At 46.1% G+C, this 25,779-nt stretch carries 31 protein-coding genes; 19 read left to right on the top strand and 12 right to left on the bottom strand.

The features are described 5' to 3' along the window. Position 1: 1 nt before the first annotated feature. From R7Q48_RS07930 to R7Q48_RS07850, 17 genes are read left to right on the top strand one after another with little or no spacing between them, the layout of a single operon-like run. A complete protein-coding gene (locus R7Q48_RS07930) occupies positions 2-1,132 on the top strand; it encodes a DUF2586 domain-containing protein (RefSeq protein ID WP_318132233.1) in 1,131 nt (376 codons plus the stop codon). Between the two features lie 3 nt (positions 1,133-1,135). Next, the gene (locus R7Q48_RS07925; RefSeq protein WP_318132232.1) at positions 1,136-1,591 is read left to right on the top strand and encodes a phage protein; all 456 of its coding nucleotides are present in this window, start codon (positions 1,136-1,138) and stop codon (positions 1,589-1,591) included. Between the two features lie 12 nt (positions 1,592-1,603). Next, positions 1,604-1,822 carry a TraR/DksA C4-type zinc finger protein gene (locus tag R7Q48_RS07920; RefSeq protein ID WP_069515543.1) on the top strand — a complete coding sequence of 73 codons (219 nt, stop codon included), beginning with the start codon at positions 1,604-1,606 and terminating at the stop codon, positions 1,820-1,822. After that, entirely contained in the window at positions 1,819-2,316 is a 498-nt protein-coding gene (locus tag R7Q48_RS07915; protein ID WP_140311600.1) for a hypothetical protein, read from the top strand. The genes R7Q48_RS07920 and R7Q48_RS07915 overlap by 4 nt, the downstream gene beginning before the upstream one ends. After that, on the top strand, positions 2,313-2,543 hold the full coding sequence (locus R7Q48_RS07910) for a hypothetical protein (protein WP_025605241.1): 231 nt from the start codon (positions 2,313-2,315) through the stop codon (positions 2,541-2,543). The genes R7Q48_RS07915 and R7Q48_RS07910 overlap by 4 nt, the downstream gene beginning before the upstream one ends. Before the next feature lie 2 nt (positions 2,544-2,545). Further along, entirely contained in the window at positions 2,546-2,782 is a 237-nt protein-coding gene (locus R7Q48_RS07905) for a hypothetical protein (RefSeq protein WP_025589374.1), read from the top strand. After that, entirely contained in the window at positions 2,779-3,042 is a 264-nt protein-coding gene (locus R7Q48_RS07900) for a putative phage tail assembly chaperone (RefSeq protein WP_078230715.1), read from the top strand. Before R7Q48_RS07905 ends, R7Q48_RS07900 begins: the two co-directional genes overlap by 4 nt. Before the next feature lie 41 nt (positions 3,043-3,083). Next, positions 3,084-3,227, top strand: coding sequence for a DUF6890 family protein (locus R7Q48_RS07895; RefSeq protein ID WP_176133529.1), 144 nt, complete (start codon positions 3,084-3,086; stop codon positions 3,225-3,227). Positions 3,228-3,253: 26 nt separating this feature from the next. Next, complete coding sequence (locus R7Q48_RS07890; RefSeq protein WP_318132231.1) at positions 3,254-5,092, top strand: phage tail tape measure protein; 1,839 nt, start codon at positions 3,254-3,256, stop codon at positions 5,090-5,092. Continuing rightward, a complete protein-coding gene (locus tag R7Q48_RS07885) occupies positions 5,092-5,433 on the top strand; it encodes a DUF2590 family protein (protein WP_025589745.1) in 342 nt (113 codons plus the stop codon). Before R7Q48_RS07890 ends, R7Q48_RS07885 begins: the two co-directional genes overlap by 1 nt. Then, complete coding sequence (locus R7Q48_RS07880; protein ID WP_193269384.1) at positions 5,433-6,620, top strand: baseplate J/gp47 family protein; 1,188 nt, start codon at positions 5,433-5,435, stop codon at positions 6,618-6,620. Before R7Q48_RS07885 ends, R7Q48_RS07880 begins: the two co-directional genes overlap by 1 nt. Then, entirely contained in the window at positions 6,607-7,209 is a 603-nt protein-coding gene (locus tag R7Q48_RS07875) for a phage tail protein (protein WP_318132230.1), read from the top strand. The genes R7Q48_RS07880 and R7Q48_RS07875 overlap by 14 nt, the downstream gene beginning before the upstream one ends. Positions 7,210-7,222: 13 nt before the next feature. Beyond that, positions 7,223-9,565: a phage tail protein gene (locus tag R7Q48_RS07870; RefSeq protein WP_318132229.1), complete on the top strand. Its 2,343-nt coding sequence runs from the start codon at positions 7,223-7,225 to the stop codon at positions 9,563-9,565. A 2-nt stretch (positions 9,566-9,567) separates the two neighbouring features. Then, positions 9,568-10,104 carry an adenine glycosylase gene (locus tag R7Q48_RS07865; protein WP_318132228.1) on the top strand — a complete coding sequence of 179 codons (537 nt, stop codon included), beginning with the start codon at positions 9,568-9,570 and terminating at the stop codon, positions 10,102-10,104. Between the two features lie 9 nt (positions 10,105-10,113). Next, positions 10,114-10,803 carry a hypothetical protein gene (locus tag R7Q48_RS07860; protein WP_318132227.1) on the top strand — a complete coding sequence of 230 codons (690 nt, stop codon included), beginning with the start codon at positions 10,114-10,116 and terminating at the stop codon, positions 10,801-10,803. Further along, positions 10,794-11,465 (top strand): hypothetical protein, encoded by a 672-nt coding sequence (locus R7Q48_RS07855; protein WP_318132226.1) that lies wholly within the window; start codon positions 10,794-10,796, stop codon positions 11,463-11,465. The genes R7Q48_RS07860 and R7Q48_RS07855 overlap by 10 nt, the downstream gene beginning before the upstream one ends. Positions 11,466-11,467: 2 nt before the next feature. Beyond that, on the top strand, positions 11,468-11,665 hold the full coding sequence (locus R7Q48_RS07850) for a hypothetical protein (protein ID WP_140311606.1): 198 nt from the start codon (positions 11,468-11,470) through the stop codon (positions 11,663-11,665). 102 nt (positions 11,666-11,767) lie between these two features. On the opposite strand, the gene R7Q48_RS07845 is transcribed toward R7Q48_RS07850, so the two are convergent. After that, a complete protein-coding gene (locus R7Q48_RS07845; protein WP_140311607.1) occupies positions 11,768-12,586 on the bottom strand; it encodes an OST-HTH/LOTUS domain-containing protein in 819 nt (272 codons plus the stop codon). Between the two features lie 807 nt (positions 12,587-13,393). On the opposite strand from R7Q48_RS07845, the gene R7Q48_RS07840 reads away from it, so the two are divergent. Continuing rightward, a complete protein-coding gene (locus tag R7Q48_RS07840) occupies positions 13,394-14,023 on the top strand; it encodes a DsbA family protein (protein WP_053304219.1) in 630 nt (209 codons plus the stop codon). 77 nt (positions 14,024-14,100) lie between these two features. On the opposite strand, the gene R7Q48_RS07835 is transcribed toward R7Q48_RS07840, so the two are convergent. After that, the gene (locus tag R7Q48_RS07835) at positions 14,101-15,426 is read right to left on the bottom strand and encodes a Na+/H+ antiporter family protein (RefSeq protein ID WP_005384889.1); all 1,326 of its coding nucleotides are present in this window, start codon (positions 15,424-15,426) and stop codon (positions 14,101-14,103) included. A 28-nt stretch (positions 15,427-15,454) separates the two neighbouring features. Beyond that, positions 15,455-16,099 carry a ribonuclease T gene (gene rnt, locus R7Q48_RS07830; protein ID WP_005384888.1) on the bottom strand — a complete coding sequence of 215 codons (645 nt, stop codon included), beginning with the start codon at positions 16,097-16,099 and terminating at the stop codon, positions 15,455-15,457. 341 nt (positions 16,100-16,440) lie between these two features. Here rnt and motY point away from each other — a divergent pair, with 341 nt between their 5' ends. Next, positions 16,441-17,322, top strand: coding sequence for a flagellar protein MotY (gene motY, locus R7Q48_RS07825; RefSeq protein WP_005384887.1), 882 nt, complete (start codon positions 16,441-16,443; stop codon positions 17,320-17,322). Between the two features lie 120 nt (positions 17,323-17,442). Here the strand turns inward: motY and R7Q48_RS07820 are convergent, their stop codons facing one another. The 9 genes from R7Q48_RS07820 to rsxA form a co-directional block, all read right to left on the bottom strand. Then, complete coding sequence (locus R7Q48_RS07820; protein ID WP_005384886.1) at positions 17,443-17,877, bottom strand: DUF2753 domain-containing protein; 435 nt, start codon at positions 17,875-17,877, stop codon at positions 17,443-17,445. Positions 17,878-18,027: 150 nt separating this feature from the next. Next, entirely contained in the window at positions 18,028-18,444 is a 417-nt protein-coding gene (gene gloA / locus R7Q48_RS07815; protein ID WP_005380739.1) for a lactoylglutathione lyase, read from the bottom strand. Positions 18,445-18,476: 32 nt separating this feature from the next. After that, positions 18,477-19,118: an endonuclease III gene (gene nth, locus R7Q48_RS07810; protein WP_005380743.1), complete on the bottom strand. Its 642-nt coding sequence runs from the start codon at positions 19,116-19,118 to the stop codon at positions 18,477-18,479. 64 nt (positions 19,119-19,182) lie between these two features. Further along, on the bottom strand, positions 19,183-19,875 hold the full coding sequence (locus tag R7Q48_RS07805; RefSeq protein WP_005380745.1) for an electron transport complex subunit E: 693 nt from the start codon (positions 19,873-19,875) through the stop codon (positions 19,183-19,185). Then, positions 19,875-20,507, bottom strand: a complete 633-nt coding sequence (rsxG, locus tag R7Q48_RS07800) for an electron transport complex subunit RsxG (protein WP_047103464.1) — start codon at positions 20,505-20,507, stop codon at positions 19,875-19,877. Before rsxG ends, R7Q48_RS07805 begins: the two co-directional genes overlap by 1 nt. Before the next feature lie 7 nt (positions 20,508-20,514). Further along, positions 20,515-21,561 (bottom strand): electron transport complex subunit RsxD, encoded by a 1,047-nt coding sequence (rsxD, locus tag R7Q48_RS07795; protein WP_053349609.1) that lies wholly within the window; start codon positions 21,559-21,561, stop codon positions 20,515-20,517. Then, positions 21,561-24,311, bottom strand: coding sequence for an electron transport complex subunit RsxC (rsxC, locus tag R7Q48_RS07790; RefSeq protein WP_213903986.1), 2,751 nt, complete (start codon positions 24,309-24,311; stop codon positions 21,561-21,563). The genes rsxD and rsxC overlap by 1 nt, the downstream gene beginning before the upstream one ends. A gap of 8 nt (positions 24,312-24,319) precedes the next feature. Continuing rightward, positions 24,320-24,916: an electron transport complex subunit RsxB gene (gene rsxB / locus R7Q48_RS07785; RefSeq protein ID WP_005380760.1), complete on the bottom strand. Its 597-nt coding sequence runs from the start codon at positions 24,914-24,916 to the stop codon at positions 24,320-24,322. 3 nt (positions 24,917-24,919) lie between these two features. Further along, positions 24,920-25,498: an electron transport complex subunit RsxA gene (gene rsxA, locus R7Q48_RS07780; RefSeq protein ID WP_005380762.1), complete on the bottom strand. Its 579-nt coding sequence runs from the start codon at positions 25,496-25,498 to the stop codon at positions 24,920-24,922. Positions 25,499-25,779 lie beyond the last annotated feature (281 nt).

Here is a 25,779-nt window from a genome sequence, read left to right as displayed (position 1 = left end):
AATGGCAACCGGAAAGGTAGAGGTTAACAATCTCAATTTGGCACAAGGCGGTATCCCTGAGATAGAACGTCACGTGCTTTTCATCGGGCGCACTGACAAGGCAGAACTGCAAGGCAAAGTGACCCGCATTAATAACATGACCAACCTTGACGAAGTTGTCGCCGATGATGCGCTTGGTCTGAATGTGAAAGCCGCCCAGCTCAACGGCAAACAAAACTGGACGGGTGCGATTGTTGGTTTAGCCGATGGTGAAACATGGCAAGACGCCGTTGATTTGGCGAACCTGACCGACTCATTTGAAGGCATCGCCATTTGTGACCCAGTCACGGTCAAAACTCAGTTTGATGATATGCAGTCGAAAGCAACCGAGCTGACTAGCAAACTTGGTCGTTGGGTGTTCTTCCTCGCCGCTTGTGCGGGCATTGATTCAACCCCTGATATAGGCCAAACGTGGGCAGAGTACGAAACCACAATGCTTGATCTGGTGAAAGATGTTTCTGCAAACCTCGTTACACCTGTTCCTCAGCTTAACGGCAATAACCTGGGTGTTTTGGCTGGTCGTTTGTGTGACCGAAGTGTCACGTTAGCAGATAGCCCAATGCGTGTCGCAACTGGCTCAGTCTTGAGTTTGGGTGACATGCCAACGGACAACGCAGGCAAAGCATTAGAGATGAGCACCATCGCTACGCTGGCAGACGCACGTTACTCACTGCCGCAATGGTACGCCGATTTAGAAGGGGTGTACTGGTCGGACGCAACGACTTTAGAAGCAAAAGGCGGTGATTATCAGTACCTCGAATACGTTCGTCCGGTTCACAAGCTTAACCGCCGAGTACGTATCAAAGCGATTCGTCGTATTGCAGACCGAATTCTTAACTCAACGCCAGCGAGTATTGAGCTCAACCGCACTTACTTCCGCAAAGACATGCGAGATATGTCGAAAACGACAGAAGTTGGTGGCATCACCTTCCCTGGTGAAATCATGCCGCCAGAAGATGGTGACGTCACCATTCAGTGGATGACCAAAACCAAAGTGTCGATCGGTTTGATGGTTCGCCCTCATAACTGCCCGAAACACATCGTGGTCAACATCGCGCTTGATCTTACTAACCCTGCAGATTTGGAGGCGTAATCCATGAGCATGAGAATTTCTGGCAAGAACATGCATTTCTCTTTGGGTGACTACAAGCTCAAAGCTCAAAAAGTCACGTTATCCATTACCGATAATTCTGCCGTCAATAAAACCTCTGGCGTGCCAGATGGTTGGATAGATGGTGACGTTGAAGCAAGTGGTGAAATGGAGCTGACCACGCAGCAATTCAACCTACTCAGCAAAGCTGCGAAACAAGCCGGCTCTTGGCGAGGAATGCCTGATTTTGACGCGTTGTTCTACGGCAAGATTGATAAAGATGAGCTCAAAATTGAAGCCTTCGGATGTCGTATCAAAATCTCTGACCTACTTGATGCCGATTCGAATGGCGGTAGTGCATTAGTTCACAAGCTGCCATTCGAGGTGACAAGCCCAGACTTTGTCAGCATCAACGGTGTGCCGTACCTACGTCCGGATGAAACCGAAGACTTGGTTCAATAACAAGGAGGCATGATGGCAGATGTTATCGACCATGCCTGCGGTCTTGAAACCCAATTCACAGAAGTGGCGCTTGCCAACCAACTGGCAAGGGCTAAGCGAATTGAAGAACGGGAAAGCGCACATGAATGCGGCGAATGTGGCGACCCAATCCCAGAAAAACGCCGCCAAAAAGTACCAGGTTGCATCTACTGTACCCAGTGTCAAAGCGAATTGGAGCGAATGACCCGATGAATTTAGCAAAGCTCTTTGTTGAGAAAATCATGAAGCCAGTCCTTGACCATTTAGATATGGCATCCGGTGGTAAAGGCACAATGAACACTCAGGCGGCGATTAATCTGATCCTGATGATTATTGCCCATGAGTCCGGAAAGTTTACTTACTCAAAACAAGTACGTGGTCCTGCATTGGGCTTTACCCAAATGGAGCCAGCCACCTTCAATTGGCTTGTCGAGTGGTTAGGTAAGAGTCGTCCTCACTTGTTGGATGCACTGTCGATGTTTGGCCCCGTTGAGCACTTGGACCCTCGTTACATGGTGATCTCGCCAGAGTTCGCAGTAGCTGCCGCACGACTCAATTTAATTCGGTTCCCCGAAGCCTTGCCAGATGCCGATGACCTAGAAGGTTTGGCTCGGTACGCGAAGAAGTACTGGAACACAAGCGCAGGTAAAGCGAGCGCAGAAGATTACCTGCAGGCATATCAATCGCTAATCGGAGAAGCAGCATGAATTTCTTAACAGGAATCGTTGGCAAGACATTGTTGGAAGTACTGAAAGGTCTGTTCTTTCAAATTGGCTGGTCAATCATCCTTGAACGTTTCGCCACACGCCTTGTGGTATGGGGCTTAGAAACGTTGAAAGGTCTCAGCACAAACGATGTTCTGCAAGAGACGGTTGACGACATCATCAATGCATTACAAGGCAAACGCTTGAAAGAAGTTCCACAGAAGGAATAGCGATGGACCCAACCTGGTTATCAGCACTGGTTGCGCTTGCCACCCTTTTGGTGATGTTAACCGGTGCTCTTATCAGCAAGCTGTTTTCACTCTCTAAAGAGCTTGCTGAATACAAAACCCATGTGGCCGAGTATTACGCCAAAAAAGACGAAGTGAATGACGGATTTGAACGTCTGGAACGCCAGTTGGAAAACGGCCTCACAAGAATTTACGAAACACTAAAGCGAGAAGCAGCATGAGCAAATCAATTGTTTTAACCGTTGGCGAAGTCGACCTTGAGTTCATCCCAACGCCAGCCGAATACGACGAAGCGCAAAATACGACGATGCAAGGTGACATCAGTGGTGCAGCGCATAACTTCTTGATGAGTTGCGTAAGTGAAGAGTCCAAAGATGCACTACGCGAAATCACCAAAGAAAACCCAGGTGCAGCCACACAGATTTATGGTGCGGTACTTAAAGAGTACACACCTAAGTTGACTATCTCGGTAAAAAAATAGATGGGCTTGTCGCTGCTATTGATAGCAGCGACAGGCAACAGATGTATGCGTGGCGCCGCAAGTGGTTACCCCATGAACCAGACTCTGAGCAAAACTTTGCTTACGCGATTTGGCTAGAGAAAAAACACTGGGAAAACATGCAAGCTGTCACCGCTAGCGGAGTAGCTAAGGCTTTCGGTGCTTAAGCAGACTAACCTAGAGAGAATTGTTGATGTTACCAGAAGCACTCAGATTTCAAGTTGGACTGATTGACCAGATTTCTAAACCTCTGGGCAATATTCAACGCAATTTGAATGATGTCACCAATACCTATCGTCAGGGTACTCATACCATGATGGCTGGTGCCGCTGGCATGGTGGGTGCAGGTTTTGCACTGCAAAATGCATTGATGCCTGCGATTGAAATGGATCGTGTTCTGGGCGAAGTGAAATCATTGGGTGTGGCTGATGAGCAGCTTCAGCAGCTGAGTGACACGGCGCTTAATTTTGCAGTGGATTACGGTAAATCTGCCACGGAATTTGTGGCGGCTTCGTATGACATTCAATCCGCAATTTCAGGGTTAGCAGGTAATGAACTTTCCGAGTTCACTCGCGCTTCTGGTGTGCTGGCTGCGGCAACAAAGGCCGATACCTCAACCATTACCAACTACGTCGGCACCATGTACGGCATTTTCCAGAATAGCGCCAACCAAATGGGCAAAGCGAACTGGGTAAACATGCTTGGCGGCCAGACTGCCAGAGCGGTTCAGATGTTTAAGACCACCGGTGATCAGATGTCGGCGGCGTTTACCTCTGTAGGTGCTTCGGCTACCTCCGTTGGTGTGGGCATGACTGAACAAATGGCGATCCTTGGTACGTTGCAATCCACGATGAGTGGTAGTGAGGCGGGTACCAAATACCGAGCTTTCCTTGCAGGTGCGGCAAAAGCGCAAGATGCGCTGAATATGTCGTTTACCGATTCACAAGGTCAGTTGCTACCGATTGTCGATATTTTGAATCAAATCAAGGGCCGATATGGTGACACGATTTCGGTCGCAGAAGCGGCAGAGTTGAGCAAAGCATTTGGTACCCAAGAAGCCACGGCAATGATTCAGCTCCTGATGCAAAACACGGATGGACTTGCTAACTCAATCAATGACCTCGGAAAAGTGCAAGGTCTAGATGTTGCCGAGCAAATGGCCGGAGCAATGACCGACCAATGGGAACGCCTAGAGCAAGGGGTGTTTGCGGTTCGTGCTGCATTTGGACAAGCCTTGCTGCCAGTGATCCTCCCAGTGGTGGAAATGTTTGCCAATGGCGCAAAAGAAATCATGCTCTGGACGAAGTTGTTTCCAAACATCACCAAGTACATTGGCCTCGCGGCAGTCGCTTTACTCGGTCTGGTCGCTGTAGGCGGAATGATAACCGTGCTTACAGGAGCAGTCACAGTCGCATGGGCTACCTTCGGCCTTGGTGTGACCGCAATCAAAGGCGCAACACTGGCTATGTGGTCATTCTCTAAAAGCACAATGGCGGCCATGTGGTCAGTAGTCAAACTCACCGCAGCCTTGCTTGCCAATCCAATTACTTGGGTAGTTATCGGTATCGTTGCAGTCATCGCTGCAGTCGCTGCATTGGTCTACTACTGGGACGATTTAAAAGCGGCATTCCTCACCTTCACCACCATGGCAAAGCAGGGATGGAATGACTTCCTGTTTGCGATGCAAAACACAGCGGCATTCCAAGCGGTTACAGGCTTGGCTGAAAGCATGCGAAACGCGTTCATGAGCGTATTTAACTGGATTATCGGTAAGTACAACCAAGTTATGGACATGGTGAAAAGTGTCACTAGTTGGATACCAGGCTTCGGCGGTGATGATGAATCTACTCAAGTGAAATCTAAATCGGTTCAAAGCGCTACGCCTCGTGCACAAATACAACCAGGTGGCGCAGCTAAGAATATTGCCAGCTACCAAACGAGCTCAACCAATTACGGTGGAGTGGCGATTTATCCAACCTACATGAACAGCCCGCAAGACATGGCGAGTGAAATAGAAATGGCGGCAGGCTAATGGCGGATTACAAATACCAGGACATTTTGATTGAGAACGGGGATGTGGTGCTTGATGCAGGCCGCAACCCAATCTTGATTCAAGACCGAGCGGTGATCGCCCAAGACATCAAACACGCCATCATCGAGAGTAACTTAGCGGTGGATTTGATCGCTGAGCGAAGCCCGTCAAAGAAAGCCGATATCCGCACCAAGTTGGAATTGCTCGTTGAAGAAGACGTTCGATTGGTACCAGGTACCGTGCGTTTGGATGAACCGACCGAGGGCACGATTTACGTGTTTGCCGACACCATGGACTTTGGCGAGTTGCAATTAGAGATAGTGAATAACGGAGAGCGTTAATGACTGATATTCCAAAACCAGACTATTCCGAACTGGTGAAGCAATCCGGCATCCCAACCGATGAAGCAGGGTGGAAGAAAGTACTCAAAGACGAGATGGACAAAGAAGGTTCCATCATCTCAAACGACTCTCCGTTCTCTCCATTTTGGCGCCTTATTGAAGCCACGGTCGTGAAAGTCACGATGTGGCTCATCAATACCTTATTGGTTGGCTATGTCTTACCGAACATGTTTGTGGCAACGGCCGTTGACCAATGGCTCGACTTGTTGGCGTGGCAATGCAAACTCACCCGTAAAGGAGCAACCAAAGCCAAAGGTATGATCGCCTTTCAACGTTCCGCGGCTAAAGGCCCTGCGTTGGTGATCCCCAAAGATACTTGGGTTCAAACCGAACCGATTAACGGCACGATTTACCGGGTAAAGGTGCTTGCCGATACCACGATGCCGGAAAATGACACCATGGTGATGGCAGAAGTCGAGGCAGAGAACGAGGGCGCGGCTTACAACCTAGGTGAAGGGTATTACCACATTTTGCCAACAGCTATTCCGGGCATCGGCGCGGTGACCAACCCTGCCGAATGGTTGAATGAAGCGGGGGCAGACAAAGAGAGTAATGACGAACTCCGCCTACGTATTCGTAACCAGTGGAGCGCAGTAGCAAGATGGCACATTGATGCGGCTTACCGTTCACTGCTCACCAGTCGCGCAGGCATCAACGACGACAATGTTTATTTTGAGCATAACGCGCCGCGTGGACCAGGTACCGCAAACGCACTCATCCTTTTAGACACTGGTGAACCATCCGCAGAAATGTTGGCGGATTTGAATGAGTACATCCGTGTCGAAGGTCAGCACGGTCATGGTGATGATCTGCAAGTGCTTGCCATGCCAGAAACGACCCACGATATTGTCTGCCGAGTTTGGCCGCTTCGTTCATTAACGATGGAAGACCGAGACGCCCTGCGCGTAAAAGTGGAGCAGTTTATTGGTGCCGCTTTCCGTGAGAACACCGACTATTCGCCAACGGTCACTAATCCAGTTCTACGATTCAGTTTCTCAAGGCTAGGGCAGGAGCTGCATGCACAGTTCTCAGAGATTGAATCACTCGAATTTGATAACGCCGACATCATCAACAATTTGACGGTACCGCGAATTAATTCTCTGGGGGTGACGATTGAAAATTCCTGAGATTAACCTGCGTTACTGGATGGGCAGAGGCGAGCTGGCTAAGTTCGCCCGAGCCATGCGCAACTACTGGGAACATGTGAGAGCCGCATTTGAAATGCCACTGCAGCAACATGATCCGTTAACAGCCCCAATGGCATTGGTGAACATTCTTGCCTGGCAACGCGATATAGAACGATTAGGCCAAGAGCCAGAAGCGCTATTTCGAATTCGTGTGGCTCACGCTTATGGATTCGCTCGCGATGCGGGCACGATAGCAGGCTGGGAAGACATGTTTGAAAAGCTCGGTTATCCGCACATTGGACAAGACGAGCGTTTGGCCAATGTGGATTGGGATGTGATCAGTCTAAAAATCCGCGACGGCGATTTAACCAATGTTCCCAAGCTGCTAGATACAGTAATCAGACAATACGGCAGAACCTGCCGCCGCTATCAATACACCAGTTATGTCGAAATGCCGTTGGCCGCGCGAAGCAAGAACGTCGAAGCGCAATACAACACGTCTCACGTTAAGACTAGGCTCAACGTTGGCATGCTTCCCAGTGTGCTGAACGTCGACTGCGAATATTACCAAGCCACAGTGAAGGGTTAAGGAATTACTAAACATGGCAAATACCACTGACAAGTCAATTTTAACCGCCGCAGGTAAAGCACTGTTGGCACAGCTCAACGCTGAAGAAAAACCACTTATCATCGACAAGATGATATTCGCCAACGTACCAAACCGCCCAGAGTTTCCGCAGCCAGATGATGTGGTACCGACGGATGATATTGTTCACCAAGAGCAGGTTGAGCAACGCGGCCGCCTTTCTGCAGACTCGGTGATTTACAGCACCACTTTGACCAGCGATGTTGGTCCGTTTGAGTTTAACTGGACGGGTGCTTACTGCTCTGAATATGGCGTATTAGTCACGATTGACCATCACGCGCTTACACCTAAAACAGCCGATGAGCCGGGTGTCGCGGGTAATACTTTGGTGCGTTCGGTTGTCCTTGAATACAAGGACATTGCCGAAATCACCAACATCACGGTGGATGCATCCAGCTGGCAATACAACGCCACTGATCGAATGAAGAAGATGGACAGCGATGTAGCGCAATCCATTATCGACCAGAACGGCAAAGACTGGTTTATCGAAGATGGTTTCTTGGTGACACCATCGGGCAGTGCATACAACATCAAAGCGGGTGCCGGTTATGTATCAGGTAACCGAGTGAGCATGGAGTTTGACCGAAGCGTTCAGGTACCCAATAAGCCATCGTTCATCTATATCGATGCGCACCGCGAAGGCACACCAACAGGTGAGCAGGTGACTTTGTTTGATTTCGTTATCACGGCCGAAGAGAAAGACGATTACATCGACTCATCGACTAGTAAAGACATCCCACATTTCGTGTGCAAAATTGCAGAGGTTCTGGCCGATGGGTCTGTGAGTGATTTGAGACCGGAAAATAAAAATATCGAATGGAGCAAAAAAGAGTTTATTCGAGCGAAAGGTGGGGATGTTGGCGATATTTTAGCTAAGAAAACGATCGCTGATAACGATGTTAAATGGATAAAGCTGTCAGATTACGTGATGATAAATCATCCATCAGTGACATTGGGAGAGCAAAGCAAAAAGATTCTGTTACATCAAGGTGATGGTTCTTATCAGGTTATAACCAAGAAGGCTCGAAATGTTTCAGGGTATGTAATGATGACTTATCAGAAAACGAGTGCTGCACCTGACGCGAGTAATGAGTTTGGTAATTCACATCATAGGCCGACGTTCGTATACGAGATATCACATGCAATTGTCGGAAGACTTAAAACAGATGCAGCGGTAGCGGAACTTATTGACCTAACGACCCAGTTCAACAGTGACGTATTAGGATTGCCGAATCTTGGTACTGTTGATTACTCAAAATACCAAGACGATGAAGCAACGAGATTTAATGGATTAAAGCCATGGAATATTTTCCGCGATGGGGACTATGTTCAATATCTTCTTAGTGGGGAATACTCGTTGTTATTTGCTCGTTCACCTGGTTCATCAGGACAAGTCGTTATTGAAGAAGAGTTACCTGATGGCTCGTTCAACAAGGTTGATGAGCTCAGCTTGAAATATAATCACAATAACAGTGGTAAAGATGCGGCTTTTGTTTATAAGGGACAAACGTCGAAAAACAAACTCTCAAAAATACGGGTTAGAAACCTAGAGCCGACAACACACTGCTATCTATATGGTGCGAATATCATGCATTTAAATGAGATGGGTAAAGTGTTGCCGACTCATGATACCGCAGCGTATATCAGAAATACTGGCTTTACTTACATCGAGGCCGCTGGGGCAAATGACTTCGCGTTCAAACGCAAAGATGCTAAGTGGTTTGGTTCATATCATGGTGGGCATCATAACGAGACCGTGAAACGACACCTCTCCAATGGCGTTTTTGAGCAACATACAGGTGGTTACTTTGAAATAACAGAACGTTTGATGTTTTCTTCAGTATCGGAGCTACATTCGAAAGACGTTAAACAATACGATGTTTCCGCAGAAACTCAGTTTTTCGATGGGGGCTACATTAATCTAGTGTCGATTAATTTAGCAGAAGGAAAGGTGGGGGTGCTTTGCACTGACGTTTATACATCAATGACCTGTACGGATACTGTGTTTACACACTTAGAGTTCCCAAGATACTTGGATGTCTCGTTATCACCAAGTAGCAAGGTGTTGTTGGGAAACAACAACATGGTGACGCAGTTAAATCCAGACAACAACACCAAAGTGACGAGCCAGATGACTTTATTCACTACCACCCACAACCAATATGGCGGGTTAAGGATCGATAAAGCGGGAGCGTATAACAAAGTTTACTATGGTCCAATTTTATCCGATCAGTCTGAAAATTTTCCGCCAGTAGTTTTATCGGATTTATCCTTTGTCGCTACGAAAGAATTTTATTAGTCATGCTTACTCTAAACGGCACTCAAATCTCACTCAAGAACCTGCGCATTAGCGTTCGCCAACAGCTCGCCGGACAAGATATGTCCGGCCAGTCCTCATCGACCGACCAAGCCGAAACGGGTAACAAAGGAAAAGTGTTGTCCGTGAGTGGCGTGATCCCATTCAACAAGAGTGAAACCCTAAGTAACCTTTTCACCATGGCAGGTGGGCAAGATAACAGTGCCCGCCAGATTTACCGCATCAGCAATAACACGGCCAATGCGCTAAAAATTCGCCAGGTGAAGTTCCAAGGCACGATTCGAGCCGATGAACAAGAGAGTAACCGACAATGGAACGTCGCTTTCGAGTTGGTTGAGCACTTGTCCGTTCCTGAGCGTGTTGAACAACGACAGGAAGATAAGCCAGCAACACAGCAGCAGGTGCAAGGGGTAACCACTCCGGTTGAAACGGGGCAAAGTGAAGATGTTCCGCCGGATACCAGCGTTGAACTAACGGGTATCATGAAGTTTCTCAAGTCACTAGACGAAATATTGTCATAGGGGGAGGTAATGGAACCAAACCATAAGTTTGTATGCCGAGCCTATCTTGGTAGTCAAAAGGTAAAAGCAAAGAACCATCGCATTCTCTTTGATGTGAATACACCTAGTCGCTGCTCGATTTCCGTTGAAGGCTCTCCAAAGGTAAACACCATCATTGCCGTAGATATCGGGTGGGGCGACAGCATATCGAGAGTATTCCTCGGTTATATCGAGCGGGTGCAAGCATCGGAAAAAGGATGGTCAGAACTATTTTGTCGCGAGTTGGCGGCATTGTTGTTTAAGCCGCTTGATATCACGCTTCGCCACCCGACCTTGATGCAATTACTTAGCGATGTGACCAACAAAACCGGACTGCAGTTTGTGGTACCTGAAGCGGCCTACAGTAAAACGTCAATCCCTTGCTTTTACAGTGATGGTAATGGCTATCGAGTGATGGACGAGCTGTCTCAAGCCTTCGGTATTGATGACTTATTTTGGCAACAGCAGGGTAACGGCCAAATCTATGTAGGCACTTGGAAAGACTCTTACTGGGCAGATAAGCCAGTGACTATTCCAGATAGTCTGATGACGGGGCACACGACGGCCAAGTCAGTGAAAATACCTGCGAGCCCTAAGTTAAGACCTGGGGCAGTCGTCAATGGCTTGCGTTTGGTGGGCGTTGATTTCCAAGGAACAGAGGTGAAGCTGACATGGACGTAAATGCAATAAAGCGGATCATCTTCCGACTGTTTCCAGAACTAACAGGACGCTGGCATTTGCCTCGTTGGGGCAAGGTGGTTGCTTTGCCTGAGCTGCCAGAAGAGGGCGACATGTCTGATCGCTTTTATCCGCATTATGCTGTGGATGTTCAGCTGCTCGATGAGAAGGGCGTGGAGTTCAAAGACAAATCACCACTTCAGGCGGTACCACTTCCAATACCAGGTGTTGGTGAATATGCAGGAAGACTGGAGCCACCGGCAATCGGAAGCATTGTAGAAATAGGTTTTATGTTCGGCCAACCGGATAAGCCTTTTATTCGTTGTGTGTTGCCATTGGGATTCAAGTTACCAGCGATTAAGCAAGGTGAAAGCCGTTACCAAAAACGCCAAGGTGTTTACCAACTGGTAGATGAAGCGGGCAACTTCGAAAGCAAGACAGACAAAGACAACATCACTGAATGTTTAAACCAACGCATCAAAGTGTTGGAAGACAAAATAGAAGAAATAACAAACAACAAAACCACTACTGCCAAGAAAATCATAGAAGTGGCTGACCTCATCACCATGAATGGCGGTAAAGGTGTTGTGCAAGGTGACTGCATTTGTGCTTACACAGGCAAGCCTCACTCTGATTTGTCATCGACAGTTAAGGCAGGTAAATAAACATGGCAATGAGTAAAGCATCTCTCAAAGAAAAGTTAGAAAGCGAACTCCAGGCACAAGGGTTCGTTCTAACAGGTGAATTCGCCATGGCAGGAAAGATGGCAGAAGCGATCGCCAATGCGGTTTATGACGAAATCACACAAAATGCGGAGGTTCCCGTTACTGGAGGTAGCTCAGCTGGTACTTACAAAGTTACTTAAACCCTACCAATTAAATAGATCTTACACTTTCGCTGATAAGTAACGAATACTGCGAACTGTCAGATTGATGGTGTTTATCCTAGCTCGGTGGTGAGAGGGGGATTAATTCGGCTTTCGCCTAAACAACTGTATTGTACCACCACGTTTTGTTTGTTCATCCACAACCTCAAACATCTCAGTCGCTAATAGAAGCTTTTTTAAAGACTTATAACCATAACGCTCCTTCATACCATCTGCTTCGTCACGAAAATTATTTTTTAATAGCTTTCCAGCTAACGGAAGGGAAGACCAGCCATCTGTTCTTGATATTTGAGAGGCTATTTCACATAGAATGATTACAAGATCGCTTTGTTGAAGCCATATCAACTCAAATTTTTTTTCAAATGCTTCCGATTTTATATAGTCACTCGTAGCACGTCTTAGTTCGTCAAGCCCCTTCAATGTGCTTTGCAAAAAACGGATTTCAGTGGTTACACGCTGATTTTGTTTATCTAACTCTGACGATAACTTTTCAAGAGTCTCACCTGAGCCAGGGTCTAACCTGGGTAAAAAGTGATGTATTAGCTGATTACGCTCTTCGCGCAACTCGGAAAGTAAGTTGCACTTTTCTGCATAGTCATTTGGTGTGAGTTGAGTTGCGAATCGAAAAGAAAACTGCGGCTCATCTGAGTCTTCAAATTCAGTATAATCAATGTCACCTGTAGTAATAGACTCTTCTGTATATTGTCGGACAAGGTGCCCAAGAGTCAGTGTTTTTATAGAATCCTTCTTCTTACAAATGGCCGGGTGAAGTCCCGACATCCCTCCAGAAAGACTTTGATTAGATAATATTGTCTTTAACAAGTGCTCTAGAAGTTGGAAGCTCAACACATTTCTACCAATTTTTTGTTGAACGTTCTCCAAAGATATTTCAAGTTCCATTTTATTCTCGTATCACCATAGCCAATACCATTATAGACACTTTGTTTCATTGCTAACATTTAGTCAGCTAGGATTAAGAGCTGAACCTGAGATAGCAATGAATAGGGCTTAGCCGAATTTAAACCATAGGGCGGCTAATTACTCAACATACTCTTCTGACGAAATAGAACCTTTCGGTGACGTAATCCGCACTCCTCCTCCCCACCTGCGCGCTTTTCGATCTGGTTTTTTCGCAATTCTCAAATGTCGAAATTCACCTGCCTACGTGACACGGTAGATATCAAGCTAAGCCTTAGCCATAGCGGGGTTCGAGAATCCCCAAGACCTCTAAGAATCGCTTCTAGAGCCATTATAGAAATTTCAAAAGTTGAAAAGAATTTCAGGAAATTGCAATTTTAATGATCTGGAAAGATCAGGTGGCGATTGGTAAGTGTTTGAAAATCATGGGGTGAGTGTGTTTTTTGTCATAAATGAAGACGATCAAAAGAAGAAAGAGACGATCAATTGTGAAGCTTACAAAGCCTTGTATAGATTGGCTTGAAGGCGAATTGCCAAGATAAATAAGTTTTTCAATTTATGAGACTGTATAATTACTCTGAGATTTTGAAATGACTTTGAAGTTAACGGTAAGAAATCGCTGTTTTCGTGGGGAGTGCATGAGAAGAGCCAAAGCCTGCTTCTTTGCCGGACAGCTCGTTAACTTCGAAGTCTAAACCAAGCAATTAGATTTAAATGTGTCGCCACTTCATCGCCACTTAATGTTTTTGTTTGATTTAAGTAAATGATTTTAAAGGTTTAATTATTAAAGTGGATATAAAGCTTTACTACGTGCATGACCCAATGTGCAGTTGGTGTTGGGGTTACAAACCAACGCTGGATAAACTAAAACAGCAACTGCCAGGAGTGATTCAGTTTGAGTATGTGGTTGGTGGTCTTGCGCCAGATACTAATTTACCGATGCCGCCCGAGATGCAACAAAAACTCGAAGGTATTTGGAAGCAGATTGAGCGCCAGTTAGGCACTAAGTTTAACTACGATTTCTGGAAGCTTTGTACGCCAGTTAGAAGCACTTACCAATCTTGTCGTGCGGTTATTGCAGCGGGCTTTCAAGACTCTTATGAGCAGATGCTAGAAGCGATTCAGCATGCGTATTACTTACGTGCGATGCCTCCTCATGAAGAAGCCACTCACTTGCAACTAGCGAGAGAAATTGGCTTGAATGTTCAGCAATTCAAGAATGACATGGATGGCTCTTTCTTAGAGGGTGTGTTCGAAGATCAATTGAGCCTTGCAAAGAGCCTAGGTGTGAACTCTTACCCTAGCTTGGTTCTTAAAATTAACGACGCTTATTTTCCGATTGCCATCGATTACCTGTCGACAGAACCAACCTTGAAGCTGATTCGTGAGCGTATTATTGACAATATGCCAGCGCAATAACCACAGTTATGAATAACAAAAAGCCGCTCATTGAGCGGCTTTTTCGTAACTAATGTATATCCATCCAAACAATAGTATTAAAGCACCATTGCTGCAATCCAACCAAAGATGATTAGAGGGATATTATAATGGATAAAGGTTGGAACGACTGTTTCCCAAATGTGCTCATGTTGACCGTCGGCATTTAGACCAGATGTAGGGCCTAATGTAGAGTCAGAAGCTGGAGAGCCTGCATCACCTAACGCCGCTGCAGTACCTACCAGTGCAATCGTTGCCATCGGCGAGAAACCGAATGCTAGCGCAAGAGGCACATAGATAGTTGCAAGGATTGGAATCGTAGAGAACGATGAACCAATGCCCATTGTTACTAATAGGCCAACGATCAGCATCAGTAGTGCAGCTAGAGGCTTATTGTCACCGATGCTGGTTGATAGCGATTGTACTAGTGTTTCAACACCGCCAGTTTGCTTCATTACTGCTGCAAAACCTGCCGCTGCGATCATGATGAAGCCAATCATTGCCATCATGTGTACACCTTTAGTGAACACGTCGTGCGTCTCTTTCCATGCGATAACGCCGCCGAAAGTGAACACCATAAAGCCAGCTAGAGCACCGATAATCATTGAACCCGTGTAAAGCTGAACACCCAAAGCAGCGACAATACCAAGTGCCGCAACTAAGATGTGCTTTTTATTAATGACGTGATCGGTTTCGTCAACGACAGTCAACTCAGTTTCTTTGTAGACACGCGGTTTACGATAGCTCACAAAGATAGCCAGTAATAGACCAAACAGCATCCCTGCACCTGGCAGTAACATGGCGGTTGGGACTTGGCTTGCAATCACATTCTCCAAACCGTTGTCATGTAGGTTCTTTAATAGAATGTTGTTTAAGAAAATACCGCCGAAACCAACAGGTAAGATCATGTAAGGTGTGATCAAACCGAAGGTAAGAACACACGCGACCAAACGTCGATCGAGCTTAAGTTTCGCAAATACGCCCAAAAGAGGTGGAATCAAAATTGGAATAAAGGCGATATGGACCGGAATTACGTTTTGAGATGACATAGTGACAAGAACGAGCGCGACTAACACCGCGTACTTTAACCCGGTAGTTGACGCCGAGTTTTCTTTACCATTTAAGCGCTTGATAACACTTTTGGCCAGTAGATCCGTGATGCCTGATTTCGAGATGGCAACAGCGAAAGTACCTAACATGGCGTAGCTTAGCGCGATAGTTGCACCGCCACCTAGACCACTTTCAAATGCGGCAACCGTATCCCCAAGGCTCATGCCTGCGACTAGGCCGCCTACGATGGCACTAAACGTGAGGGCAACCACCACGTTTACGCGCATCAATGCTAACACGAGCATGACGCACACTGATATAACGACAGGATTCATACTTTTCCTAATATGTTGTGTTTACTTATTATTCTTCGTCGACAAGCGGCCAACCGCCGAGGGCCTTCCATTTGTTGACAATACCGCAGAATAATTCTGCTGTTTTTTGTGTATCGTAAAGCGCAGAGTGTGCTTCACGGTTATCAAATTCCATCCCGGCTGTTTTGCATGCTTTAGCGAGAACTGTTTGGCCATAAGCAAGGCCACTTAATGTAGCCGTATCAAAAGTAGCAAAGGGATGAAAAGGGACTCTTTTTAGTTTACAGCGTTCATTTGCTGCGTTTACAAAACCCAAGTCGAATGCTGCGTTATGAGCAACCATAATTGCACGTGAGCAATCTGCGGCTTTTTGTTCTTTGCGAATAAGCTTATAAATTTCCTTTAGCGCCTCTTGCTCAGAAACAGCACCTCGAAGAGGGCTGAAAGGGTCACGAATACCATTGAATTCAAGCGCTTCTTTTTCTAAGTTAGCGCCTTCAAATGGTTCCACATGAAAATGAATGGTGGAGGCCGGATGCAACACGCCATGTTCGTCCATTTTCAACGTAACGGCACAGATTTCTAAAAGTGCATCAGTTTGAGCATTGAAACCAGCGGTCTCAACGTCTACTACCACAGGGAAATAACCACGAAAGCGTTTTTTCAAGGTTAGAGCTTCATTTTCTAGTGTCATGTTGGCTTATTTTTGTGTGACAAAGGCTGCATTATTGCAGATTATACCGATGAGAAAAACCGCAATTTAAGAGAAAACCGGAATTCTATTTTGCATCCAATCAATAAGTTTGTATTGCATATTATGTAGACGTTTATTCGCCATACTTTGCATCATGTAAACCGATAAAACATGAGGAAGTAAAACGCTAAGTGGCGGTTAAGGTGATTGGAACACGGTGGCTCACATTAATGGCAGTGTGACAGATAACCCTATATTGGCGAGATTTTTGCATGCCGGTTGAAGTGGTTTTATTGATGCAAATTGACGGCAACAGACTGCCGTTTAAGAGACAGTATTAGATGAAGAAATGGCTGATTACCAGTGGTGTTGTATTTTCGTTGTTTAGCACAAGCAGCTTCGCTTTGATGGGCAAACGTTATGCTGCAACTCCACAGCAATCTCAATGGGAAATGGTGGTCAATACACCATTAGAATGTCAGCTTGTACACCCCATTCCAAGCTTTGGAGATGCGGTATTTTCATCTCGTGCGAATAAAAAAATCAATTTAGACTTTGAGTTAAAAATGCGTCGTCCGATGGGAGAAACACGTAACGTCAGTCTCATTTCTATGCCGCCACCTTGGCGGCCAGGTGAACACGCCGATCGAATTACAAACCTAAAGTTTTTTAAACAGTTTGATGGTTATGTCGGAGGGCAAACAGCATGGGGCATTTTGTCTGAGCTGGAAAAAGGCCGTTATCCGACTTTTAGTTACCAAGATTGGCAGAGCCGAGATCAGAGAATTGAAGTCGCATTGTCATCAGTACTATTTCAAAACAAGTACAACGCGTTTAGCGACTGTATTTCCAACTTATTGAAATATAGTTTTGAGGACATTGCTTTTACGATTTTGCACTACGAAAGACAAGGTGATCAGTTAACCAAGGCTTCTAAAAAGCGTTTATCACAAATTGCAGATTATATCCGACATAATCAAGATATCGATCTCGTGCTGGTGGCGACGTACACAGATTCAACCGATGGTAAAAGTGCGAGTCAAAGTTTATCAGAGCGACGTGCAGAGTCACTTCGTGACTATTTTCAGTCTCTAGGGCTACCGGAAGATCGAATTCAAGTGCAAGGGTACGGCAAGCGTCGTCCTATTGCAGATAACGGTTCCCCAATAGGAAAAGACAAAAACCGCCGAGTCGTGATATCTCTAGGGCGAACCCAAGTGTGATGCTTATAAAAACGCCGAAGCTGAAAGTTTCGGCGTTTTTGATTTACTGACGTTGTTAATAATATTTTAGTGGTATTTTGCCAAGCACCTTTCGGTGATTCCTGCTGTATAATTTGAATGTTAGTTTAAGCGGAATTTGGCAATGACTTCGCAATTGGTTGCGGTATCTATTTTTTCAACCTGTTTGGCAATAGCTGGATTAGGGTGACGCTTCATAAAGTCTATCAACGCCTTAGTACAGCATCCTATCGAGTCGATAAAGCTTGCACACTCTTTATTTGGGCATTGTGGGATAAGTGTTAAGACTTTCTCAGAGGCCAGTTGAAGGTATTTGAGTTCATAGTCAGTATCTCCGGCCCAACGCCAGAACTGAGCTAAGTTATGACAAGAAATCACAGAAATTAATAATCGCTCGTCCGCCTCAATTTCCACACATTCGCTAATATCTTCACTCAGGCTTAGGGCTTGCTGGTAATGAAGAATGCTGCGAACAGGGTCATCTAGTTGAAGTGCCGTATCGGCTAGAAGTGTGTGTTTTTCCCATTCACTGATCATTATCGTAATCCCGCATATCGAAGTTGCGGATAAATCTAAACGATAACCATTATCAAGTAAAGAGTTTTGTTTATAAAAGGACAGGCAGATCGCAGACCTGCCTGTAATCGGAGTTCAACTTGCAGTACAAGTGATTATTAGAAGTGCCGCTTAGCCTTCAAGACCTGCTGAAGCTTGCTTATTTTGAATAAGCTCAATCATATAACCATCTGGGTCTTTTACGAATGCAATGTGCGTGCTTCCGCCTTTTACTGGACCTGGCTCACGCGTCACATTACCGCCCGCCGCTTTGATAGCGTCGCAAGTTGTGTAGATATCGTCAACACCAATGGCGATATGACCAAAAGCGGTACCTAAGTCATACTCAGTTTTACCCCAGTTGTAAGTCAGTTCGATCACTGCACCTTGGGATTCGTCACCATAACCAAGAAACGCTAGCGTGTATTCGTACTCTTTATTTTCGTTAGTACGAAGCAGCTGCATGCCCATAACTTCAGTGTAAAACTTGATGGATTTGTCTAGATCACCTACGCGAAGCATAGTGTGGAGAATTCGACCGTTTGACATTTTTTGCTCCTAGCTTTGATTTACAAATAGCGTTAGCTATCTGGGTATACTTTCTCTTTATATTCGCACAAATCTTCGATAATGCAGCTACCGCAGCGAGGCTTTCTTGCTACGCACGTATAACGACCATGAAGAATGAGCCAGTGGTGCACATCGAGTTTGAATTCTTTTGGCACAACTTTTAATAGCTTCTGCTCGACATCATCAACCGTTTTTCCCATCGCAAATTTAGTGCGATTCGACACGCGATAAATGTGCGTATCGACGGCAATAGTTGGCCAACCAAAAGCGGTGTTGAGCACGACGTTTGCGGTCTTGCGACCTACGCCTGGTAGCGCTTCTAACGCTGCACGATCTTCAGGAACTTCACCATTGTGTTTTTCCAACAAGATCTTACAAGTCTTGATTGTGTTTTCTGCCTTTGAGTTAAACAAACCGATGGTCTTTATGTATTCTTTTAAGCCATCGACTCCCAAATCAAGAATGCTTTGAGGTGTATTCGCTACAGGGAAAAGCTTGTCGGTGGCTTTATTGACGCTTACATCGGTTGCTTGAGCTGATAGTAATACAGCGATTAGCAGCTCAAAAGGGGAGCTCCAGTTAAGCTCAGTTTGAGGATTCGGATTGTTTTCTCGTAATCGCTCAAGAATTTCGATTCTTTTTATTTTGTTCATTGCTGACTTCCAATACCGTCTCTGCGGTTTATGAAAAAGGCTCCTATGACAGAGCCTTATCTTGTTATGCGTTAGTGACGCGAGCACGTTCTATGGTTGGTTTTTCTTCTTTTGGTTGACGTGCCTGAATTGAATTATCTATGACATTTTTGAGCGCTATCAACAGCCCAACACCGATAAATGCACCAGGTGGGAGAAGCGCTAACAGGAAGCTATTGTCAAATTGGAAAACTTGAATCCGTAGAGCTGAAGCCCAGTCTCCTAGGAGAAGGTCTGCTCCGTCGAATAGTGTGCCATTACCAATTAATTCGCGCATGGCACCTAAAACAACCAAGACGCTCGTCATACCAAGGCCCATCCACAAACCATCTAGCGCAGCGGGTGCAACATCATTTTTTGACGCGTAAGCTTCTGCTCGGCCAATAATAATGCAGTTCGTTACAATCAGAGGAATAAAGATACCTAGAGACAGGTACAAACCGTACGCATAGGCATTCATTAACAACTGAACGCAGGTAACGAGTGAGGCAATGATCATAACGAATACAGGTATACGGATCTCTTTTGGCACATAGTTACGAATAAGAGAAACTGTTACGTTGGATCCAACTAGCACGAGTAAGGTTGCAATACCAAGACCTAATGCATTGGTTATCGTGGAAGAAACCGCTAGCAGTGGACATAAGCCCAGCAGTTGTACGAGAGCGGGGTTGTTACTCCACATACCGTTTTTCATCAGTAATTTATTCTCATTCATTACTGCTCTCCTTCACAGCCTAACGGCTGGTTAAGAATGTCTTCACGAGATTGGTTTACGTAGTTAACGGTATTTCGCACCACTTTTACGACGGCTCTTGGCGTGATCGTTGCACCAGTAAATTGATCGAAATCGCCGCCATCTTTACGAACTTTCCACGAATTCCAATTGTTTTCCGTGACTTGTTTTCCTGTAAAGCTCAGGATCCAGTCGGTGACACGAAGATCGATTTTATCGCCCAGACCAGGGGTTTCTTGGTGGTTTAGGACGCGTGTCCCCAAAATATTGCCCTGATTATCAATCCCAGTAATCACTTTTATCTCACCATTGTAGCCATCTGGCGCGATAGATTCTATTGCGATTGCTGTTGGTTCACCATTCTTCGTGGCGAGGTAGGCTGGCATCGCACGTAATGTCCCCAGATCTGGAGACGTGACCATTGTACAAGCTTGCGTGAGTGCGTTGTCATGCATGTTTTCTGGAATGACTTGATTCAAAACAGAAAGTAATTGTTTTTGCTCTTGTACCTTGATTTGGTCTTTTGTTAGGTACTGAGTAAGGGCGACTAATCCGGTTGTTGCACATGCAAATATCGCGAGTGTCAGACCATTTTTTCTAATAGCGGTTAACATGTTTACCTCAGTGACCGTAAGTTCTAGGTTTGGTGTAGTAATCGATCAGTGGCACACACATATTTGCAAGCAACACTGCAAATGCAACACCATCTGGGAAACCGCCCCAACTGCGAATGATAAAAACCAAAGCACCAATAAGCGCACCGAAGATTAAACGTCCTTTGACGGTGGTAGACGCCGAAACGGGATCGGTTGCAATAAAGAATGCGCCAAGCATGGTTGCACCAGATAACAAGTGTAAAATTGGCGACGCAGTTTCCCCTGGCGTCAGCAACGTGAACACTAGGCTAAACAGAGTCAGACTCGCAAGGAAACCTGCTGGAATATACCATTGGATGATACGCTTTTTGATCATGACTATGCCGCCAAGAAGGTAAGCAAGGTTTACCCATTGCCAACCAATACCACCTAAGCCATCAAATATTGGCTGCGACATTACTTCGCTTGGAGTGGCACCTGTAAGAATGCCAGTCTTAAATGCATCAAGTGGTGTCGCCATTGTCACGCCGTCAACTCCTGAGCGAACTTGCTGAAGTGATAAGCCGTCGTAATCATAGCCCGTAAAAATTAAAGAGAGTGTATCTGCAAAATTTACATGATCAGGTATGAGTGATGTCGGTGCACTCCAACTCGTCATTTGTACTGGGAAAGAGATCAACAAGACCACATAAGCGACCATTGCAGGGTTGAATAAGTTTTGTCCAAGGCCACCATAGAGGTGTTTAGCGATTACTATCGCAAAAATAAGCCCGATCACCATAATCCACCACGGAGACCATGGTGGTATAGCAACGGCTAACAACCAAGCGGTAACTATTGTACTGTTATCACGTAGCGCTCTCATTGGTGAGCGTTTACGACAGATCATGACTAAGGCTTCAAGGGATACAGCGACTGCAATGGCAAAAATCAGTTGAATAAGCGTACCCCAGCCAAAGAAGTAGGTTTGAGCTACTAAACCTGGAAGTGCGCAAAGTGCCACCCATTTCATTAAATCTGGCGTACTACGACGACTGTGGGTATGCGGTGAACTGGCAATAAAAAACGACACTACTCGTTCTCCTCAGTATTATTTTTACTAGCTTCTTGTTGCGCTTTGCGTGCCTTCGCGCGCGCAATTGCTGCGGCAACCGCGGCTTTCTTCGGATCCACTTCTGGTTCTTCGGAGGTTGCTTCTTCAACAGGCTCTGTTTGCGTTTCTTGCTTCGCTTTGCGCGCTTTGGCTCGAGCGATGGCAGCAGCCACGGCGGCTTTTTTCGGATCGTCGGTTTGCTCGGCACGTGCTTCAGCTTCTTCCGCTTCAGTTGAGTCTGCTTGTTTCGCTTTACGAGCCTTCGCGCGCGCAATTGCTGCGGCAACCGCGGCTTTCTTCGGATCCACTTCTGGTTCTTCGGAAGTTGCTTCTTCAACAGGCTCTGTTTGCGTTTCTTGCTTAGCTTTACGCGCTTTGGCACGTGCAATGGCAGCTGCCACGGCGGCTTTTTTCGGATCTTCGGTTTGCTCGGCTGGTGCTTCAGCTTCTTCCGCTTCAGCTGAGTCTGCTTGCTTCGCTTTTCGCGCTTTGGCTCGAGCAATTGCAGCGGCAACTGCGGCTTTTTTCGGATCGTCGGTTTGCTCGGCAGGTGCGTCAGCTTCTTCCGCTTCGGTTGAGTCTGCTTGCTTCGCTTTGCGCGCTTTGGCTCGAGCAATTGCAGCGGCAACTGCGGCTTTTTTCGGATCGTCGGTTTGCTCGGCAGGTGCTTCAGCTTCTTCCGCTTCAATTGAGTCTGCTTGCTTCGCTTTTCGTGCTTTGGCACGTGCAATCGCAGCAGCCACGGCGGCTTTTTTCGGATCGTCGGTTTGCTCAGCAGGTGCTTCAGCTTCTTCCGCTTCAGTTGAGTCTGCTTGCTTCGCTTTGCGTGCTTTGGCACGTGCAATGGCAGCAGCAACCGCGGCTTTCTTCGGATCGCCGTCTTGCTGTACAGACGTTTCCGATTCTACAGATTCAGTTGAATCTTCTTGTTGTGCTTTTTTCGCTTTAGCTCGGGCGATGGCGGCCGCAACTGCCGATTTTTTATCATCAGCGTTATTGTCTGGCGTTTCGCCTTGTTCTTTTTGCGCTTTACGTTCGCGAGCAAGACGTTTGCGTTCTTCGCGCAGTTTTGCCATTTCTGAGTTATCAGGTTCACTAGAGCCTGCTTTAGCTGCTGCCGCTTGTTTAGCCTTCGCTTTGGCAATGGCTGCCGCTACGGCGGGTTTTACTGCTGGCTCTGCTTTTTCAGTGGTTTCTGTCTTTTGAGCTTTCACTCGTGCGATCGCTGCTGCTATCGCATCATCGCTACCAGAAGACTTCATCTCTTTTCGGCGTTGATCGGCAGCTTTCTTGAAGCGATTTTCACGTTCTGCTTTTTCGCGTTCCATACGCGCTTTTTTCTCTTCAAAACGCAGTTTTGCTCGCTCTGCAGCTTCCGCTTCTTGTGCTCTAGTTCTAATTTCTGCTTTCGCTTGGCGGTAGTACTGTACGAGCGGAATTTCACTTGGACATACAAACGCACAAGCGCCGCACTCGATACAATCCTTTAAGTTTAATTCTTCGAGTTTGTCATACTCTTCAGCTTTCGCATGCCATTGCAGTTGTTGAGGCAGCAGCGAAGCAGGGCACGCTTCGGCACATTGGCTACAGCGAATACATTCCATCTCATACTGGTGCGGAGAGATCTCACGACGAGTCGGAGCAAGGATACAGTTTGCTGTCTTGGTAATCGGCACTTGGGAGTGAGGAAGGGTAAAGCCCATCATTGGCCCACCCATAATTAAACGCTGTAACTTCTTATCTGCTTTATAGCCAAACTCATCCAACAGTGCTTGTACTGGTGTCCCTAACAATGCCCAAACGTTGCGTGGTTGTTTGAAGGTTTTACCAGTGAGAGTCACGATGCGCTTTATCATCGGTTCACCGTCGATGACTGCGCGTTTTATAGCGTAAAGAGAACCAACATTCTGAACCAAAATACCAATATCGGCTGGAATCGCGCCACTTGGTACTTCTTTATTGGTTAAAATTTTGATCAGCTGTTTTTCACCGCCAGAAGGGTATTTAGTCGGGATAACGCGAATAACGATATCTTTGTTTATAGCCGCAGCTTCTAGCGCTTTGATTGCTTCTGGCTTGTTGTCTTCAATGCCAATAATCGTGAGCTTTGGTGTCAGGATATGTTCGACAATTTCGATACCTTGAATAAGCTCTTCGGCATGTTCTTGCATGAGCTTGTCATCAGACGTGATGTATGGCTCGCACTCTGCTGCATTAACGATAAGAATCTCGGTACGAGCAAAACCTGATTGGATTTTTTTTGCAGTAGGGAAGCCAGCGCCACCCATACCAGAAATACCAGCGAGACGAATAATATCAATCAGTGCGTCAGGGGTTTCTTGTTGGTAATCTGCGACGGGGTTTCTTTCACACCATGCATCTTTCCCATCAGGCGTGATGACTGCGCACAACTCACTTAACCCAGAAGGGTGCGCGACAGTTCGTGGCTCAATCGCGGTGAGCGTACCTGATGTTGGAGCATGCACTGGAACCGTAAAGCCGGTCTCCGATTGCGTTAATGGCTGACCTTTTAATACGTAGTCACCTTCGGCAACCAATAGGTTACCCGCTTTACCAATGTGCTGTTTTAGCGGCAATACAATTTCTGACGGGATAGCCGCATGAGCGAGTTCAGTTTTGTTGGACTGCTTTTTATTTTCTGCCGGATGCACACCACCTGGGAAATCCCAAAGCGCGCCTGTACGAATTTGTTCAATCAAAGACAACATGTGAAACCTTACTTAATTGAATCTTTCACGTTCGCTGCATTGTCGGCAGCATCCGTAATGTTAAGTACCGGAATGGAGTGAAGTTGCCACTTCCAGCTTTCTGTGGTCGTTGCCACAGGAATCATTTCAATACAATCAGTCGGACATGGGGCAACACACAAGTCACAGCCCGTACATTCGTCTTTGATTACGGTATGGACCGCCTTTGTTCCGCCTACAATTGCATCCACCGGACACGCCTGAATACACTTAGTGCAGCCAATACACATGTCTTCATGAATAAACGCAACGGTTGGAATTTTGCTGTCGAGATCGTGCGCAGATTCTTCTGGCTCAACACCCATTAAGTCGGCGAGCTTTTCGATTGTTGCCTGACCACCAGGGGGACATTTGTTTATGTGGTCGCCATTTGCAATTGCTTCAGCATAAGGGCGGCAACCAGGGTAGCCACATTGACCGCATTGAGTTTGCGGTAAAATGGCGTCGATTTGATCCACAATAGGGTCCGCTTCAACTTTAAAGCGAATAGAAGCAAAACCAAGTATCGCGCCGAAAATCGCAGCCAGAACCGCTAACGCGATAATCGCAATTAAAATCGTACTCATCGCTTACTTCACCAAACCTGTAAAGCCCATAAAGGCGAGTGACATTAAACCTGCTGTAATCATTGCTATTGATGCACCTTTAAAAGGTACAGGAACGTCGGCGGCGGCTATGCGCTCTCGCATGGATGCAAAAAGTATCAACACCAATGAGAAACCAACAGCGGCGCCGAAGCCGTAGATGATCGATTCAATAAAGTTATGGTTTTCATTAATGTTAAGAAGTGCCACGCCCAATACTGCGCAGTTTGTTGTGATCAGCGGTAAGAAAATGCCAAGCAAGCGATAAAGCGTCGGGCTGGTTTTGTGCACAACCATTTCGGTGAACTGCACCACAACGGCTATCACCAAAATAAAACTCATGGTTCGAAGGTACTCAATACCTAGTGGACGAAGGATGTAGCTTTCCACTAAATACGCACACACTGACGCGAGCGTTAGCACAAAAGTTGTCGCTAAGCCCATACCTATTGCTGTTTCCAGTTTTTTGGACACACCCATGAAAGGACATAGGCCCAAAAACTTCACCAGTACAAAGTTGTTCACCAGCACAGTGCCGACCAACAACAAAACATATTCGGTCATAGTTATTACGTTCTTAAAATCCGATCTTGATATTATCGTGTTTTGTGACACCAATAACAACCAGTGAACGATGTGGTTTTACATACACGATGGAAAAATAGTCGTCTAATTGATGTATTTTGATGAATCAATAAGAAATTGAATCGTTTGCTGAATGTATTGTTAGCGAGAGGATACTACCTATTAATTTTCATCTAATGTGTGATTTTAAAAAAAGCCCGCCTCTCCCAGGTAGAAGAGAAGCGGGCAATGCATATTTACAAGCTAATTATTTAAATCTT

The sequence above is a fragment of the Vibrio sp. 378 genome, assembly GCF_033339435.1.
Note: the sequence above shows the minus strand (reverse complement) of the source record. Positions and strands in the feature narration are given on the sequence as shown.

Coding starts and splice junctions, on each gene's coding strand:
- R7Q48_RS07930 (WP_318132233.1), top strand. CDS start 2: ATGGCAACCGGAAAGGTAGAGGTTAACAATCTCAATTTGGCACAAGGC.
- R7Q48_RS07925 (WP_318132232.1), top strand. CDS start 1,136: ATGAGCATGAGAATTTCTGGCAAGAACATGCATTTCTCTTTGGGTGAC.
- R7Q48_RS07920 (WP_069515543.1), top strand. CDS start 1,604: ATGGCAGATGTTATCGACCATGCCTGCGGTCTTGAAACCCAATTCACA.
- R7Q48_RS07915 (WP_140311600.1), top strand. CDS start 1,819: ATGAATTTAGCAAAGCTCTTTGTTGAGAAAATCATGAAGCCAGTCCTT.
- R7Q48_RS07910 (WP_025605241.1), top strand. CDS start 2,313: ATGAATTTCTTAACAGGAATCGTTGGCAAGACATTGTTGGAAGTACTG.
- R7Q48_RS07905 (WP_025589374.1), top strand. CDS start 2,546: ATGGACCCAACCTGGTTATCAGCACTGGTTGCGCTTGCCACCCTTTTG.
- R7Q48_RS07900 (WP_078230715.1), top strand. CDS start 2,779: ATGAGCAAATCAATTGTTTTAACCGTTGGCGAAGTCGACCTTGAGTTC.
- R7Q48_RS07895 (WP_176133529.1), top strand. CDS start 3,084: ATGTATGCGTGGCGCCGCAAGTGGTTACCCCATGAACCAGACTCTGAG.
- R7Q48_RS07890 (WP_318132231.1), top strand. CDS start 3,254: ATGTTACCAGAAGCACTCAGATTTCAAGTTGGACTGATTGACCAGATT.
- R7Q48_RS07885 (WP_025589745.1), top strand. CDS start 5,092: ATGGCGGATTACAAATACCAGGACATTTTGATTGAGAACGGGGATGTG.
- R7Q48_RS07880 (WP_193269384.1), top strand. CDS start 5,433: ATGACTGATATTCCAAAACCAGACTATTCCGAACTGGTGAAGCAATCC.
- R7Q48_RS07870 (WP_318132229.1), top strand. CDS start 7,223: ATGGCAAATACCACTGACAAGTCAATTTTAACCGCCGCAGGTAAAGCA.
- R7Q48_RS07865 (WP_318132228.1), top strand. CDS start 9,568: ATGCTTACTCTAAACGGCACTCAAATCTCACTCAAGAACCTGCGCATT.
- R7Q48_RS07860 (WP_318132227.1), top strand. CDS start 10,114: ATGGAACCAAACCATAAGTTTGTATGCCGAGCCTATCTTGGTAGTCAA.
- R7Q48_RS07855 (WP_318132226.1), top strand. CDS start 10,794: ATGGACGTAAATGCAATAAAGCGGATCATCTTCCGACTGTTTCCAGAA.
- R7Q48_RS07850 (WP_140311606.1), top strand. CDS start 11,468: ATGGCAATGAGTAAAGCATCTCTCAAAGAAAAGTTAGAAAGCGAACTC.
- R7Q48_RS07845 (WP_140311607.1), bottom strand. CDS start 12,586: ATGGAACTTGAAATATCTTTGGAGAACGTTCAACAAAAAATTGGTAGA.
- R7Q48_RS07835 (WP_005384889.1), bottom strand. CDS start 15,426: ATGAATCCTGTCGTTATATCAGTGTGCGTCATGCTCGTGTTAGCATTG.
- rnt (WP_005384888.1), bottom strand. CDS start 16,099: ATGACACTAGAAAATGAAGCTCTAACCTTGAAAAAACGCTTTCGTGGT.
- motY (WP_005384887.1), top strand. CDS start 16,441: ATGAAGAAATGGCTGATTACCAGTGGTGTTGTATTTTCGTTGTTTAGC.
- R7Q48_RS07820 (WP_005384886.1), bottom strand. CDS start 17,877: ATGATCAGTGAATGGGAAAAACACACACTTCTAGCCGATACGGCACTT.
- gloA (WP_005380739.1), bottom strand. CDS start 18,444: ATGTCAAACGGTCGAATTCTCCACACTATGCTTCGCGTAGGTGATCTA.
- nth (WP_005380743.1), bottom strand. CDS start 19,118: ATGAACAAAATAAAAAGAATCGAAATTCTTGAGCGATTACGAGAAAAC.
- R7Q48_RS07805 (WP_005380745.1), bottom strand. CDS start 19,875: ATGAATGAGAATAAATTACTGATGAAAAACGGTATGTGGAGTAACAAC.
- rsxG (WP_047103464.1), bottom strand. CDS start 20,507: ATGTTAACCGCTATTAGAAAAAATGGTCTGACACTCGCGATATTTGCA.
- rsxC (WP_213903986.1), bottom strand. CDS start 24,311: ATGTTGTCTTTGATTGAACAAATTCGTACAGGCGCGCTTTGGGATTTC.
- rsxB (WP_005380760.1), bottom strand. CDS start 24,916: ATGAGTACGATTTTAATTGCGATTATCGCGTTAGCGGTTCTGGCTGCG.
- rsxA (WP_005380762.1), bottom strand. CDS start 25,498: ATGACCGAATATGTTTTGTTGTTGGTCGGCACTGTGCTGGTGAACAAC.